The organism is Oxalicibacterium faecigallinarum (assembly GCF_014635705.1).
Lineage (GTDB): Bacteria > Pseudomonadota > Gammaproteobacteria > Burkholderiales > Burkholderiaceae_D > Oxalicibacterium > Oxalicibacterium faecigallinarum.
In genome coordinates this window covers 228441-243677 of the sequence record NZ_BMDI01000001.1, presented here as the reverse complement: position 1 = coordinate 243677, position 15237 = coordinate 228441, and the positions used below count along the sequence as shown (strand labels likewise).

Annotated in this window: 12 protein-coding genes and 1 pseudogene; 6 read left to right on the top strand and 7 right to left on the bottom strand. The window is 54.5% G+C overall.

Annotation, left to right across the window (positions count from 1 at the left end; genetic code table 11):
• Positions 1 to 34 precede the first annotated feature (34 nt).
• The 4 genes from leuD to aroC form a co-directional block, all read right to left on the bottom strand.
• Positions 35 to 682 carry a 3-isopropylmalate dehydratase small subunit gene (gene leuD / locus IEV29_RS01140; RefSeq protein WP_188379434.1) on the bottom strand — a complete coding sequence of 216 codons (648 nt, stop codon included), beginning with the start codon at positions 680 to 682 and terminating at the stop codon, positions 35 to 37.
• 61 nt (positions 683 to 743) lie between these two features.
• Positions 744 to 2144, bottom strand: coding sequence for a 3-isopropylmalate dehydratase large subunit (gene leuC / locus IEV29_RS01135; RefSeq protein WP_188379433.1), 1401 nt, complete (start codon positions 2142 to 2144; stop codon positions 744 to 746).
• A 205-nt stretch (positions 2145 to 2349) separates the two neighbouring features.
• Positions 2350 to 3120: a M48 family metallopeptidase gene (locus tag IEV29_RS01130; protein WP_373868115.1), complete on the bottom strand. Its 771-nt coding sequence runs from the start codon at positions 3118 to 3120 to the stop codon at positions 2350 to 2352.
• 118 nt (positions 3121 to 3238) lie between these two features.
• Positions 3239 to 4339, bottom strand: coding sequence for a chorismate synthase (gene aroC / locus IEV29_RS01125; protein WP_188379431.1), 1101 nt, complete (start codon positions 4337 to 4339; stop codon positions 3239 to 3241).
• A 399-nt stretch (positions 4340 to 4738) separates the two neighbouring features.
• Here aroC and IEV29_RS01120 point away from each other — a divergent pair, with 399 nt between their 5' ends.
• Positions 4739 to 6730, top strand: a complete 1992-nt coding sequence (locus IEV29_RS01120; RefSeq protein ID WP_229726145.1) for a putative bifunctional diguanylate cyclase/phosphodiesterase — start codon at positions 4739 to 4741, stop codon at positions 6728 to 6730.
• 16 nt (positions 6731 to 6746) lie between these two features.
• Here IEV29_RS01120 and IEV29_RS01115 read toward each other — a convergent pair.
• The 3 genes and pseudogenes from IEV29_RS01115 to IEV29_RS01105 all read right to left on the bottom strand — a co-directional run.
• A pseudogene (locus tag IEV29_RS01115) lies at positions 6747 to 8054 on the bottom strand (MFS transporter); the annotation flags it as partial.
• Between the two features lie 149 nt (positions 8055 to 8203).
• On the bottom strand, positions 8204 to 8662 hold the full coding sequence (locus tag IEV29_RS01110; RefSeq protein WP_188379428.1) for a CBS domain-containing protein: 459 nt from the start codon (positions 8660 to 8662) through the stop codon (positions 8204 to 8206).
• Positions 8663 to 8866: 204 nt separating this feature from the next.
• Complete coding sequence (locus tag IEV29_RS01105; RefSeq protein ID WP_229726142.1) at positions 8867 to 10204, bottom strand: YihY family inner membrane protein; 1338 nt, start codon at positions 10202 to 10204, stop codon at positions 8867 to 8869.
• A 131-nt stretch (positions 10205 to 10335) separates the two neighbouring features.
• Here IEV29_RS01105 and wrbA point away from each other — a divergent pair, with 131 nt between their 5' ends.
• The 5 genes from wrbA (at position 10336) to IEV29_RS01080 (ending at position 15236) form a co-directional block, all read left to right on the top strand.
• Positions 10336 to 10950, top strand: coding sequence for an NAD(P)H:quinone oxidoreductase (gene wrbA, locus IEV29_RS01100; protein ID WP_188379427.1), 615 nt, complete (start codon positions 10336 to 10338; stop codon positions 10948 to 10950).
• Positions 10947 to 11336 (top strand): DUF2069 domain-containing protein, encoded by a 390-nt coding sequence (locus IEV29_RS01095; protein WP_188379426.1) that lies wholly within the window; start codon positions 10947 to 10949, stop codon positions 11334 to 11336. Before wrbA ends, IEV29_RS01095 begins: the two co-directional genes overlap by 4 nt.
• Complete coding sequence (locus IEV29_RS01090; RefSeq protein ID WP_188379425.1) at positions 11333 to 12739, top strand: FAD-binding oxidoreductase; 1407 nt, start codon at positions 11333 to 11335, stop codon at positions 12737 to 12739. Before IEV29_RS01095 ends, IEV29_RS01090 begins: the two co-directional genes overlap by 4 nt.
• 283 nt (positions 12740 to 13022) lie before the next feature.
• On the top strand, positions 13023 to 13241 hold the full coding sequence (locus IEV29_RS01085; RefSeq protein ID WP_188379424.1) for a hypothetical protein: 219 nt from the start codon (positions 13023 to 13025) through the stop codon (positions 13239 to 13241).
• A gap of 306 nt (positions 13242 to 13547) precedes the next feature.
• Complete coding sequence (locus tag IEV29_RS01080) at positions 13548 to 15236, top strand: FecR family protein (protein WP_188379423.1); 1689 nt, start codon at positions 13548 to 13550, stop codon at positions 15234 to 15236.
• Position 15237: the final 1 nt, after the last annotated feature.

Sequence of the window (15237 nt, the reverse complement as noted above, 5' to 3'; positions counted from 1 at the left end):
AAAGTTTAAAAATTAAAAGTCGTATGCAAATTGTTTAAATCGTATTGGCAAGCCAAGGCTGCGATGCAAGATGACGCTCCTCAAAGGCGCGAATCTTGTCTGCTTTTTGCAGGGTCAGACCGATATCGTCGAAACCATTGAGCATGCAGTATTTGCGGAAGGCATCAATCTCAAATGGATAGTTGACGGCGCCGTTGGTGGTGCCGATCAATTGTTTTTCCAGATCGATGACCAGACGGAAGCCCGGGAATGCCTTGACCTCATTGAACAAATGATCAACTTGCGATTCACTCAGCACAACCGGCAACAGGCCATTCTTGTAGCAGTTGTTGAAGAAAATATCGGCAAAGCTCGGCGCCACCACTGCACGAAAGCCGTATTGACTCAACGCCCACGGTGCATGTTCACGCGAAGAGCCACAACCGAAGTTCTTGCGGGTCAGCAGGATCGATGCGCCCTGATAGCGCAGCTGGTTCAGCACGAAGTCCTTGTTCAGCGGACGCTGCGAGTTGTCCTGACCGGGCTGACCGACATCCAGATAACGCCATTCGTCAAAGAGATTCGGACCAAAACCCGTACGTTTGATTGACTTCAAAAACTGTTTTGGAATGATGGCATCGGTATCCACGTTGGCGCGATCCAGCGGCGCCACCAAGCCATCGAGAACTGTGAATTTTTCCATGATTTATCTACCGGTTATTGCAAAACAAGCGCATCACCTGATGCGCTTGCAGTACGCTTACTTACAGCTTGCGTACGTCGACGAAATGGCCTTCGATACCTGCTGCCGCAGCCATTGCCGGGCTAACCAGATGCGTACGACCGCCAGCTCCCTGACGACCTTCGAAGTTACGGTTTGAGGTCGATGCGCAACGCTCGCCAGGTTCCAGACGGTCTGCATTCATTGCCAGACACATCGAGCAGCCTGGCTCGCGCCATTCAAACCCGGCATCCTTGAAGATGCGATCCAGACCTTCGCGTTCCGCCTGCTCTTTCACCAGACCGGAACCCGGCACCACCATCGCCAGCTTGACGTTCGAAGCGCGATGCTTGCCACGCACAACCGCTGCGGCTGCACGCAAATCCTCGATACGCGAGTTGGTGCAGGAACCGATGAACACCTTGTCGATACGGATATCTTCAATTGGCGTATTCGGCTTCAGGCCCATGTAGACCAAGGCCTTTTCCATGCCATCACGCTTGACCGGATCCTTTTCTTTATCCGGATCAGGTACGCGACCATCGACCGGCACGACCATCTCTGGCGACGTACCCCAAGTGACTTGCGGCAGGATTTCAGCGGCGTTCAGCGTCACGACCATATCGAACTTGGCACCCGGATCGGAATGCAAGGTACGCCAGTAATCAACCGCGCGGTCCCAGTGCGGACCGACTGGCGAAAATGGACGATTCTTGACGTAGTTGATCGTCGTATCATCCACCGCCACCATGCCGGCACGTGCACCTGCTTCGATTGCCATGTTGCAAACCGTCATGCGGCCTTCCATCGATAAGGAGCGGATGGCTGAACCGGCAAATTCAATCGCGTAACCCGTGCCGCCGGCCGTACCGATCTTGCCGATGATTGCCAGCACAATGTCTTTGGCAGTCACACCGGCTGGCAGTACGCCATCGACCTGCACCAGCATGGATTTGGATTTTTTCTGCAACAGCGTTTGCGTCGCCAATACGTGTTCAACTTCAGACGTGCCGATACCATGCGCCAGTGCCGCGAATGCACCGTGCGTGGAGGTATGCGAATCACCGCATACAACCGTCATGCCTGGCAGGGTCGCGCCCTGCTCTGGTCCGATTACGTGGACGATGCCCTGACGCTTGTCGCGCATGTTGAAGTAAGTCAGGCCAAAGCTGTTGGCATTGGCATCCAGCGTTTCCACCTGCAGACGCGAGGTGGGGTCTGCAATGCCATGTGTACGATCGGTAGTCGGCACATTATGATCCGCCACCATGAGGTTGGCAGATACACGCCATGGCTTGCGATTGGCCAGCGTCAGGCCCTCAAACGCTTGCGGGCTGGTCACTTCATGCAACAAGTGACGATCGATATAGAGCACAGTCGTACCGTCTTCGCCGGTTTCGACGACGTGTGCATCCCAAAGTTTGTCGTAGAGCGTTTGAGCCATGATTCGCGTGAATATTTAGTCAGCGACGGAAGAATTTTCCCGTCTGGAAAGCCCTCGATTATGCCATATTTGTGATAGGGATATTACGTCTGCCCCCAATGGATGGCGCGTTATCGATGGAAGCGCAACATAGATTGGGATGATTTGTGACAGCGCAATGCAAAAGGCGGGCATTTGCCCGCCTGGATGGTCAAAACGTCAAGGATCAGCGCTTGGCCTGTTGGTAAAGCGGCATGACGCGCTGGGAGTAGACCGTCAGATCGCTGATGCGATCCTGACTTGACGGGTGCGTGGACAGCAGTTTTGGCGGTGCATTGCCACCGGCGGCCTGCGCCATTTTTTGCCAGAGGGCGATCGCTGCACGTGGATCATAGCCGGCGCGCGCAGCCAGTTCGACACCGATACGATCAGCTTCTGTTTCGTGGCTGCGAGAGTTTGGCAAGCCGATCAAGCCCATGTAGGCGTATTGAGCACCCTGCTGACCCAGATCACCGACACCCAGAATTGCCGATCCAATGGAAATCAGACCACCCGCCACGGCCTGCTCGGAGGCACGTTCACGTGCATGCTCCCGCAGCGCATGGGCGATTTCATGGCCGATCACAGCGGCGAGCTCATCGTCGGTAACCTTCAGCTTTTCAATCAGACCCGTGTAAACAGCGATTTTACCGCCGGGCATACACCATGCGTTGATCTCTGCCGACGTCAGGACATTGACTTCCCATTTCCAGTTTCTTGCATCCGGGCGGAATACACCCGTTTGCGCGATCAGACGATCAGAAATGGCGCGCACACGGGTTACCTGTGCTGCGTTGGTGTTCAGCGTGCCCTTCTTTTTCTGTTCGGCCAGTAATTCGGAGTACTGCTTGGTTGCCGCCTGATCCAGCTCTTGCGACGACACAGCCATATGTTGCTTACGGTCGATGCCGACCGCACCACCCTGTGTGGTCTGCACCGTTTCGCACGCGGAAAGCATCAGGACAGAACCGGCCACGAGCGTCGAAGCCAGACCGGTTCGTAGAAGGGATCGCTTCATTTTTTCTCCTTTGTTATCGTTGAGGCGCAGAAACAGAGTCGAATGTGCGGGCAAAAGTTCAAGGGCGCTGTGCGCGAATCTTGGGCGTCGAAACGGAAACGTCACCACATTGCGCGCGATGACGCAGAGCGTGATCCATCAGAACCAGTGCCAGCATCGCTTCGGCAATCGGGGTCGCGCGAATACCAACACAAGGATCGTGACGGCCATGGGTTTCCACCATGATCGGATTACCCGCCTTGTCGATCGAGTGGCGTGGCGTATGGATACTGGATGTCGGCTTGATGGCAATCGATGCCGTAATCGACTGACCGGTCGAAATCCCGCCCAACACACCACCGGCATTATTGCTGGCAAAACCTTCAGGAGTGAGCTCGTCGCCATGTTCGGTTCCCTTCTGAGCGACAGAAGCAAAACCGGCACCAATTTCCACGCCTTTGACGGCATTGATCCCCATCAAGGCATAGGCGATATCGGCATCCAGCTTGTCATAAATCGGCTGCCCCAGTCCGACTGGCACGTTGTCCGCCACGACCTCGATACGCGCACCGCACGAATCACCGCTCTTGCGCAAGGCATCCATGTAGCTTTCCAGCTGCGGAATCATGCTGGCGTTGGCGGCAAAGAAAGGATTTTCGGTCACATGGGACCAGTCTTCAAACGGCACCACCAGCTCACCAAGCTGACTCATGTATCCGCGGAAGATCGTTCCGTATTGCTGTTGCAACCACTTCTTGGCAATCGCGGCAGCGCCAACTACCGGTGCCGTCAAACGCGCTGAAGAGCGACCGCCACCGCGCGGATCGCGAATACCGTATTTATGCCAATAGGTGTAATCAGCGTGACCCGGGCGGAAGCTTTCAGCAATGTTGCTGTAATCCTTGCTGCGTTGATCCTGATTGCGGATCAGTAAGGCGATTGGCGTCCCGGTCGTTTTACCCTCATACACGCCAGACAGGATTTCAACCGTATCCGGCTCCTGGCGTTGCGTGACATGACGCGACGTGCCCGGCTTGCGGCGGTCGAGGTCAAATTGGATATCGGCTTCGGACAGGGCCATGCCGGGAGGGCAACCATCAATAACGCAACCGATCGCAGGGCCGTGCGACTCGCCGAATGTGGTAACCGTGAAAAGTGTGCCAAAGGTATTGCCGGACATGGAATGTACTTATCTGCCAATAAAGCGCTCATTCTACCAGTGCAACAATTCCACAAACAGACCCACCCTCGCACAAAAATATTGCATTAGAACAAGTCCCTATGCAATAGTCCTAAACACCTATGCCTTATCGTTATCCGGAGCTCTTCGTTCATGCCTCAGTCGCTCAGCAGTCAAAAACAAGGATTGGCATATCAGTCCAGACTGCAATCCACACCGACTACTACCGAGAATCAGCGTGAAAAGCATGTTCTGCTAGTTGGCCAGAATCCAGATTTTCATACGGCAATCGGTTTTATTTTGGCGCATGCCGTCGCATCGACCGCCCACCTGCCTTTTTTGCACGCGCACTCTCTTTCCCAAGCGTGCTCAATTCTTGAACCTGTTCAGAATCTCGCCGTGATTATCGTCGACGATCTGGCACTTCCGCTGGCAGATACCGTCACGCTGCTGCAAACAATACGTTCTTCATCGCGATTTCCGGATGTCAGCGTCCTGGTGCGTACGAGTGCAGACAATCTGGACGTCGCACGCGAAGCGCTGGCCGCCTTCGCGGTCTTCGGCTATCTGATTGGCAGCACGCTCGAACGCGCCGCCTGCACCGAGCTGTTTCAGAACGCAGTACTTGTGCACGAACAGGCCGCCGATTTGCGGGCAACCGATCGCGGGCTGGAAAAAATTCTTCAGACAAGTAACAAGTTCGCCGAACTGACAAAAATCGAAGACTTTGCAGACGCTGTGTTGCACGATCTGAGCGACCTGCTTGGCCTCCCTAACGATGGCTTGATTTGCATTAGTGAAGTACTCAACAACGGGCAAACCGAACTGTTTGCCATTTCAGCCGCCGGCCGTTGCACCACCCTGCTGAATCAACCCGCATCAGGCTTTGATGAAGTCATGCAGCATGTCATGCTGCAAGCAATGCACGATAAACGTACCGTGCATGCCAACAACATGACGGCGCTTTATTTTCCGGGCGACGGCACGCGCTGCCTGATCGCCGTCATCTGCAATACCCATGTTCTGAATCATATCGAGCAACGATTGCTTCATGTATTTGGCAGTACCGCTTCCATCGGTCTGACCAATATCCTTCTCGTCACGCGCTTGCATAACTATGCGTACTACGACACGCTGACCAAGCTACCCAATCGTGAGCGTCTGCGTGAAATTCTCGACGAAACACTGCAAAAGCCGGTCGGCTTGCCGACCACCCTGGCATTGATCGATATCGACCATTTCGCCGAAACCAACGACACGCTCGGCCACAAGTTTGGTGACCAGTTGCTGCTGGCGGTTGCGACGCGCCTGCAATCACGCCTTGGTCACCACCTGATCGTCGCACGCGTGAGCGGCGATACCTTTGCGGTTCTGGGTGACGACAACCAAGTCACGCCGGAAGCGATTTTTGCGCAGTTCGAACGACCTTTCAGCATCGCAGCCCAGCAAGTGCAGCTATCCGCCACCGTCGGCTTGATGCGTCTGGCAGAGCACAACGGGCGCGGCGCAGAAGCGCTGAAAAACGCCCAGATCGCACTCAAGCGCGCCAAGCTGCAGCAACGTGCCGGACATTTGTATTTTTCACGCAGCATGGGCATCGATATCAGCGAGCGGGTCAACATGATGCATGCCCTGCGCGAAGCTTTCGAAGAACGACAACTCTATGTCGTCTATCAACCGCAGATCGACATGCTGACGCGTACCGCGGTTGGTGCAGAAGCATTGCTCCGCTGGTGCAATGAAGGCGTAATGATTTCGCCGGCACGTTTCATTCCGATTGCCGAGTATTCTGGCCTGATCATCGAACTAGGCGAATGGGTTTTAAGACAGGCTTGTCTTGAAACCGTCCGTCTGAAACGCAGGGGCTTCGATCACTTCATGATTTCGATCAACGTGTCGCAAGTGCAGTTCCGTCATCCGCAATTCCTGAGCATGCTCAAGCGTACGCTCAGCGACACCGAAGCATCACCACATTGCATCGAACTGGAAATTACGGAATCCATGGCAATGGAAGATCCGGACGCATTGACTGCATTGCTGAATCAAATCACGGCAACCGGCGTCAGTATCGCGATTGATGACTTTGGCACTGGTTTCTCTTCCATGAGCCATTTGCAGAAACTCAATGTCGATCGCCTCAAGATCGATCGCGCGTTCGTGACCGAAATTACGGAATCTGCACGCGGCAGCAGCATCGCCGAGGCCATCATTCAACTCGGTCGCAACCTTGATCTGGACGTCATCGCAGAAGGTGTCGAGAACGAACGTCAGGCGACTATTCTGTCTGAACTCGGGTGTGCGTACGGTCAGGGCTATCTGTACGCCATGCCGCTCACGTCAGACGAACTGGATGAATGGCTCCAGCAACACGCACAGCCTGCTCCCCACTGAGCAATTAGCCTTTGCGCAACGCCCATGCGCAGAATCGCTGAACAAATTCCGGCATTGCCCAGCAAACCAGCACGCATACCACCGCGTTGAGTATTGCCGTTACCATGAATAGCTGAGGAATAGTCAAGCCGGCCTTGAGCAATACCATTGCCAGCAAGGCGGCAACGACCATAAACAAGGCATTGAGAATATTCATCCCCGCAATCGTGCGCGACATGTGAGTCGGCTCACAACGCGTCTGCACCAGCGCAAACAAAGGGACAATGTAGATGCCACCAAAAATACCGATCATCAGACAGTCAAACACGATGCGTGCACTGCCGGTCTGTTGAAAATAACTGGCGATATCGACCGATGACGTCGCTGAATAAGTGCCGGAAGCCAGATACAGATCAAAGCAAAAGATCGTCAGGCCAATCGCGCCTAACGGCACCAGACCGATCTCCACCTTGTGACCGGACAGGCGTTCACACAGCAGCGAGCCGGTTCCGACTCCCAAAGAAAAAATCGTCAGCAGCAAAACGAACACACTGTGATCACCTTGCAGATAATCCTTGGCATACAAAGGAAACTGCGCCAACAGGATCGCCCCGTAGAACCAGAACCACGAATTGGCCAGCATGGCGATAAAGACCGGCTTGTTCTGCTTTGAAAAACGCAGATTTGCCACGGTTTCACTGGCAATATTCCAGTTGATTTTCAGTTCGGGATCAGGCGCAGGCGAAACCGGCATGGCACGTGCGAATAACCAACCCGCAATGGCAATCGCAATCGTGCCGCCAGCTACCAGTTCCAGTCCCCACGGACGCTGCGAGACCAACACGGCGCCCAACACTTCGCCCAGCAGAATGCCGACGAACGTTCCCATCTCTACCAGGCCATTGCCGCCGACCAGTTCATTCGGTGCCAGTTTCTGCGGCAAATACGCGTATTTGACCGGACCAAACAAGGTGGAGTGCAGCCCCATACCCACAACGGCTGCGATCAACAGCCACAGGTTCTGCTGCATCCAGCCAATGGCGGCGATACCCATGATCGCTATTTCCAGCAGCTTGACGTAACGCGTCAGCGCAGACTTCTCGAACTTGTCGGCCAGTTGCCCGGACAAGGCGGAAAACAATACAAAGGGAAGAATGAACAAACCCGGAATCAGATTGTTCAGCAAGCCGCGATCCAGCGTGGTCCAGCTCAGCGCATCGAACGTCAGCGCGGTCAGTAATGCGGTCTTGAAGACATTGTCATTGAATGCGCCGAGGAACTGCGCACAAAAGAATGGCGCGAAACGACGTTGGGTAAGCAGGACGAACTGGCTGGTTTTGCGCATGTAAGCTGGCGACGGGATTCATCGCATTCAATATGGCGCACGACAAGCCGCCGGTTGCAGACAACCGGATTGTAAGGGAGAAGCGAGCTTGCATGAAACCGTTCGTCACATCTGGTTGTAACCGGTATGCGAACGAACGGTTGGCGGCTTCAACGCTCTTCTTCCACCTCGACAGGCGAATCCTGAATATAGGACTTGAGCATGCGATTCTCAAAGCTTTGCGCCTCGAATACCGCCCTGGCCACGTCATAGAAGGACATGACGCCCATCAGACTGCCATCTTTTTCATCCTGTACCGGCACATAACGCGCATGCTGCTCCAGCATCAGGCGGCGCACGTCATTGAGATCGGTATCGGGAGAAACGATGATCGGTTTTTTGTTCATGTGGCTGCGTACACTTTCGCGCCCCAGCGAACCATCATTTTCGTGAATCGTGGCGATGACTTCACGGAATGTCAGCATGCCGATCAGCTTGCCCCCCTCCATCACGACCAGTGAACCAATGTCCTTCTCGGCCATGGTATTGACAGCATCGAGAATCGGACTGTCGGGTGTCACCGTAAAGAGAATGTTTCCTTTTACCTTGAGTATTTCGGATACTTTCATGGGACTGTCCTCGCACGTTATGGTTATACTTCGGACGCTTGTACTCTAATCCCGGCGCTGCAAAAAATCCATCTCCTTTCATGTCGAAAAACGACAGCCAGTATCGTCAGACGACATGTCTCGCATGCCTGATGGGATGTTGGTCTGACAACCACCCCATCAAATAAATCCCTAAAAAAATTGCAATGATTTCTCTGCAGAAACTCAAGCCCTGAGCCCATCGCTGATCGGGCACGCTTCGCCTCGCTCTTGCAATCGGCCAAAGTAGTTTTCCAGTGTTTCGGTCAATCCCTCTTCCACTGCCGCTTCCACCTGTCGTGCCAGTGAAGCGTTCCCCGCCGCACTGAAAACAAAAACGCGATAAACATCCGCCAACGTCAATGTACGCAAATTGGCCAGCAGGACCCAGCTATCAAGCCCGTCCGTGATGCGTTTGCCAAACTGCAGTTTGCGCGGGCCATCCGATTTGATGCGACCAACCCAGCCAGCGTCCAGCATTTGCTGCAGCAGCGTTTCAGACTCTTCAAATCCCAGGCGCGTCTTTTGCCGCATGTGTTTGGCATCCACGGCAGCGTTTGGCGACTGACGCGCAGCATGCAGCACTTGCAACAGGGCAATCGCATCGACGAATGCACTCCCCGGCTGCGGCACGTGCCACCAGCGTTCATATTTGATAATCGGCAGCGCTGCAGTTACCACTGCACCCGTCAGGGTGATCAGCCAGCCCATGTAAATCCAGATCAGAAAAATCGGAAAGGCGGCAACCGCGCCATAGACAATCGTATAGGTTGGTCCCTTGACGATGAAAATGGCAAAGAGACGCTTGAGGATCTCAAATGCGATGGCTGCCAGCAAACCACCCCACAAGGCATCACGCCACTCCACTATCTTGTTCGGGACCACGACATATAAGGAGGTGAAGGTAACAGTCGTCAGTAAAATGGAAATCGATGAAAAAAAGAAGGCGCCAATGAACGGCACGTTCTTCACCACGCCATTGGTCGCGGTGAACAAGTAGGACGTCAGCGATATGGATGCGCCGATCAACAGCGGCCCCAGCGTCACAATCGCCCAGTACACCAGAACACGCTGCGTGATCGGACGTTTGGTCTTGACACGCCATATCTGATTGAACACCCGATCAATCATCAACATCATCGCGACTGCCGTCGCAATCAGCGCCACCGCGCCAAAGGCAGACAAGCGCGTTGCCTTGCTTGAAAACTGCGTCAGATAACCGAGGATCGTATTGGCAATCCCCTTGGGCATCAGGTTCTGGACGAAATACGCTTCCAGCGATGCACGGAAGGTGTTGAACAAGGGAAAAGTCGTGAAGATGGCAAAGGCAATCGTCAGCACCGGTACCAATGCCAGTACTGTCGTAAAGGTCAGACTGCCGGCCACCTGCGGGAGTTGCTCTTCCCGCAAGCGCCGTACGGCAAAATGAAACAGGTCGCGCACCTGCGACCAGGATAATTCACGGAAAAAGGTCAAGCGGGGAGACGTCATGTATTGCAATTCAAACGTAAGCAAGATGGACATGTACAGCTGCCAGGCAGATAGCGCCACGATGTCATCCGTAAAAATGCCGATTCCAGTCCAGTAGCAGACCGTTCAGACAGGTAGTTGACCTGCTTTATGGATTGGCAACAAAGCGCCCTATAATAACAAGCATGACTGCCTCCTCACTCCCTATTCTCGTTTTGTATTACTCGCGCCACGGCGCCACACGCAAACTGGCTGAACTGATCGGCCAGGGAATCGATAGCGTGAGCGGTTGTGAAGCCCGCCTGCGAACCGTCCCTGCAGTGTCAACCGTCACCGAAGCCACCGAGCCGGATGTGCCGGCAGAGGGCGCGCCTTACGTCGAGCTGCGTGACCTCGAGGAATGTGCCGCACTGGCACTGGGATCGCCCACACGTTTCGGCAATATGGCAGCAGCCATGAAGTATTTCTGGGATGGCACGACATCGCAATGGCTGGCAGGTGCACTGAATGGCAAACCGGCTTGCGTATTCACCTCGACCGGCAGTCTGCACGGCGGACAGGAAACCACGCTGCTATCCATGATGATGCCCTTGCTGCACCACGGCATGCTGATCGTCGGTCTTCCCTATTCCATGCCGGAATTGATGACCACCACAAGTGGCGGTACACCGTATGGCGCATCGCACTGGTCCGGCGTCAACGGCAACCAACCGATTTCGGCAGAGACCCGCACACTGGCAATCGGACTAGGCCGCCGCCTGGCAGAAACCGCACTGCGTCTGAAAGACCAATCTCAGTGAATACACAACGCCAACAACTGTTGCATGGCGGTGCCGTCTGCAGTCTGGTTGCGTTGATTCTTCTGTGCATTGCATGGGAAACCATCTTGGCACCTGTACGCCCCGGTGTTTTCTGGCCTGCACTCAAAGTACTGCCGCTCCTGTTGCCCTTGCGCGGTGTCCTGCGCACCGATCTGTACACCATGCAATGGTCGTCGATGCTGATTCTGCTGTACTTCATGGAAGGCATCGTGCGCGGCTGGAGCGATAGCGGTCTGTCAGCGCTGCTGGGCTGGATGGAAGTCGGGCTTGTGCTGATTTTCTTCACCTGTGTGGTGAGTTTTCTTTACCCCTACAAAAAGGCCGCACGCGCCAAGATGCGTGCGGCCAGCATCAGCAAGCAATGAATACGTTCATCGAGGCCTGCCAAGAAGCCATTGGTACCGAACATGTCCTCACCAGCGCTGAAGACCTCGCCCCCTATCTGCGTGATCAACGTGGCAGATACATCGGCGTTGCCTGCGCAGTCGCCCGTCCGGGCACCACGGAAGAGGTAGCGCAACTGGTCAAGCTATGCCAGCAGTATCGGGTTCCCATCGTGCCGCAAGGCGGCAATACGGGACTTGTACTTGGCAGCGTGCCGGATCAAAGCGGCACGGCACTGGTCCTGTCCTTGCGACGTCTCAATCGCATACGGCACATAGATCCGCTCAATCAAACCATGACGGTTGAAGCCGGCTGCATTCTGCAAAACGTCCAGCAAGCTGCCCATGATGCGAAGCGGCTGTTTCCTCTCTCGCTCGGCGCGGAAGGCAGTTGCACAATCGGTGGCAATTTGTCGTCGAATGCGGGTGGCACCGCCGTCCTGCGTTACGGCAACAGCCGAGAATTGTGTCTGGGGCTGGAAGTCGTCACCCCGCAAGGCGATATCTGGGATGGGCTGCGCGGACTGCGCAAGGACAATACCGGGTACGATCTGCGCGATTTATATATTGGCGCAGAAGGCACGCTGGGAATCATCACCGCTGCCGTGCTGAAGCTGTTCCCGCAACCGGTTGCGATACGCACGGCCTTCATCGCGCTTGAATCGGTTGATCATGCCTTGCAGTTCCTGACACTGACGCAACAGCGTTGCAGTGCTGCGCTGACAGGCTTTGAACTGATGTCCAGTTTTTGTCTGGAACTGGTCCGCCGGCATTTTCCCGAAACACCACCGCTGTTTGCACAGACATACCCGCAGTACGTCTTGCTCGAGCTGTCCGATCACGAATCAGAAAGTCATGCAAATACCCTGCTGGAAACCGTGATCGCCCATGCCTTGCAAGAAGGGATCGTCGCTGATGCAGTGGTTGCGAGTTCGCTTTCCCAGTCGTCTGCGCTGTGGCAATGGCGTGAACGGATTCCGCTGGCACAGGCCATTGAAGGCAAGAATATCAAGCACGATATCTCCCTGCCTATCTCGCGCATCGCCGATTTCGTTTGCGACACGGATGCGCAATTGAAGCAACGTTATCCGGGCGTTCGTCTCGTGACGTTTGGGCATCTTGGCGACGGCAACCTGCATTACAACGTGGCAGGCCCAACCGATATTCCCGATCATCGTTTCCTTGAAAACCAGCAAGCCATCAATCGTCTCGTGCATGACAATGTCCATGCCTACGACGGCTCGATCTCGGCCGAACATGGATTGGGCGCATTGAAACGCGAAGAAATCCTGCGCTACAAATCGCCCGTTGAAATGCAGCTGATGGGTCAGATCAAACAGGCGCTGGACCCCCATAATCTGATGAATCCGGGAAAAGTTCTGTAGAAACTGGCAACAGGCAACCCAAATCCGGCTGAATTTGATGCATGTCAAACTGCTGTCACACACGGTCGCTATCATCGCTTCGTGCTCTCGATGAGCCGTACTAGCACAACGAAGGTTGCTACTACCGGGGCTGGCGGTCGGGAAATATACCAGCACCAATTTCGCAGAAGCCAGGCAAGCTTGTCGCCATCAGCCGATGCCAGTACCATGAACATCCCGGTGGCGGCGGAACGCCTGCCGATTTCGTCGCTCCTTCCTTTGACTATCGATGCATGGAGGCAGTATGAAAATCAGTGAAGAGTTCAACGTCAAAAATGCAAGTGGCCAGGTCATCACGCTGCAGAACATCGTGGCAGGCAAAACCTATCTGGATTACGGTTACAACACCTTGCCGACCAACTTTATCGGCTACCGTGTCAAGGACACCAACGGCACGGCAGAAAAACAGGAAGATGGCAGTTTCAAACTGAGCATCGAGCCAGGCATTTTCAAACGTATCTGACACTCGGGCTTTCTCGCCCTGTACGCCAATCTACATCCCTGTTGCACGATTGGCGTCTACATGATCTCTGTACCTACCCGTCCATAAGATCAAAGAAAACCGCGGTCTGTAACGCTACAACCATCCCGGCTCTCATGTGCGCCAGTCTGCATAGAGTGCAAGGGCGTCATGACGCATGCGTTTGCAAAAATTAACGTCATTTATCACAAATTAAATTCAATTCAGTCAGGAATTACGGGAAAGTTGCCCCGAAGATGCGAAAATCCTGATGTTTCCCTCCATCACTTTTATTCATTGAGGTTTGTGTTGAAAAGATCGCTCCTGGGTCTGACGCTATCCATTGCCATTTGGCTGCCTGCTTCCGCGCAACTTGCTGAGGCGAATATGCGTATTGCCCCGGAGGGCATCTGGTACACCGTCGCACGCGATGAAACGCTGTCGTCCATTTCACAAAAATTCACGGGTGAAGTTCGTCACTGGTCAACCATCGGTGCTGTCAACAAAATTGAAAACGATCGCACCATTCCCATCGGTCGCATTGTTCTGATTCCGGCCAGGTTATTGAAACCCGTTGCCGCCTCTGCCCGCATTAACAGCCTGTTTGGTGATATACGGATCAAGGACAGCAACGGCAATCCGGTCGAGGCCCGGGTCAATACGCAGGTGAAGGAAGGCGATACGCTCAGCACCATGGCCGAGAGCTTCATTTCTCTGGTGCTGGAAGATGGCTCGCAAATCACATTGCCGCCGGAAAGCACGATCAATCTGCGCACGCTACGCATGACGCAGTACCTCAACAGTCCACGTACCCGGCTCTTTCTGGAGCGTGGTCGCGTCGAATCCAGCGTCACACCATTCAACAAGTCTGATAGCCGCTATGAAGTTCTGAGCCCGTTGGCAGTGTCCGGCGTTCGCGGTACACGCTTCCGCGTCCAGTATGAGGATCAGCGCGTCATCAACGAAACGACAGAAGGTAAAGTTGCCGTTGCTACCGACGTAAAAGGCAAACCGGATACACAACTGGTTGCAGCCGGCTTTGGTACGATCGTCGCAAACAAGCGTGTTGCACGACCTGTTTCCCTGCTGCCTGTTCCCAACATTCAGGATGGCTATCAGCGACAGGAAAAACTGCCATTGCAATTTAGTCTTGCACAAGCACATGCACAACAATTTCTGCTGCGCGTGTCACGGGATGCGCATGGCATCGATAACATTGCGGAAGTCCGCGTGCCGGCTAACGAAGGCAAAGGTATCGCGCGGATTGCCGATCTGCCGGATGGACAATACTTCCTGCATACCAACGCTATCGACCAACATGGCCTGCACGGCCATCGGCAAACATTACCATTTGAAGTTGCGGCGCGCCCCTTCGCACCGTTTCTGATGGCGCCAGACAGGAAGTTCCAGGCAAATAGCAGTGCTGCGCAGATTTCCGTGCCGATGCAATGGAGTATTTCCGGTGACATCGATCACTATAGATTGCAAGTCGCTACCGACAACCGTTTTGCAGCACCACTGATAGACCAACTGGTGACAGCCGGTGATGGCATGGCTCAACAACAAGTGGGACTACAGGTCGGCACCTACTTTTGGCGCGTCGCCTCTATCGAAAGTCAGTCGGGCAAACAAGGTCCGTTCAGCGACGCACGCCCCCTGACCCTCATTCAGGGCCTGCCGGCGCCGACAACTGCCATCGGAGAAAAGGAAATCCATTTTTCATGGAGTCAGACAACGCCAGAGCAACGCTTCACGTTCCAGCTCTCCGCGCAAGAGGATTTCGCGAAGCTCGTGCATCAGAAGGAAACTGCCGTACCGGAAATTGCCATCCCGCGTCCGCAATCCGGCACCTACTATGCTCGCATACGCAGCATCGAATCGGATGGTTTTGTCGGCACTTACTCGCCACCACAAAAATTTGTCGTTCCGATGCAATGGCAAACTGAACATGGCGCTCCGATTCAGTCTCAGGGACAACCGCTGGGATCGGGATTCTAAA

Coding starts and splice junctions, on each gene's coding strand:
- leuD (WP_188379434.1), bottom strand. CDS start 682: ATGGAAAAATTCACAGTTCTCGATGGCTTGGTGGCGCCGCTGGATCGC.
- leuC (WP_188379433.1), bottom strand. CDS start 2,144: ATGGCTCAAACGCTCTACGACAAACTTTGGGATGCACACGTCGTCGAA.
- IEV29_RS01130 (WP_373868115.1), bottom strand. CDS start 3,120: ATGCTTTCCGCGTGCGAAACGGTGCAGACCACACAGGGTGGTGCGGTC.
- aroC (WP_188379431.1), bottom strand. CDS start 4,339: ATGTCCGGCAATACCTTTGGCACACTTTTCACGGTTACCACATTCGGC.
- IEV29_RS01110 (WP_188379428.1), bottom strand. CDS start 8,662: ATGAAAGTATCCGAAATACTCAAGGTAAAAGGAAACATTCTCTTTACG.
- IEV29_RS01105 (WP_229726142.1), bottom strand. CDS start 10,204: ATGTCCATCTTGCTTACGTTTGAATTGCAATACATGACGTCTCCCCGC.
- wrbA (WP_188379427.1), top strand. CDS start 10,336: ATGACTGCCTCCTCACTCCCTATTCTCGTTTTGTATTACTCGCGCCAC.
- IEV29_RS01090 (WP_188379425.1), top strand. CDS start 11,333: ATGAATACGTTCATCGAGGCCTGCCAAGAAGCCATTGGTACCGAACAT.
- IEV29_RS01085 (WP_188379424.1), top strand. CDS start 13,023: ATGAAAATCAGTGAAGAGTTCAACGTCAAAAATGCAAGTGGCCAGGTC.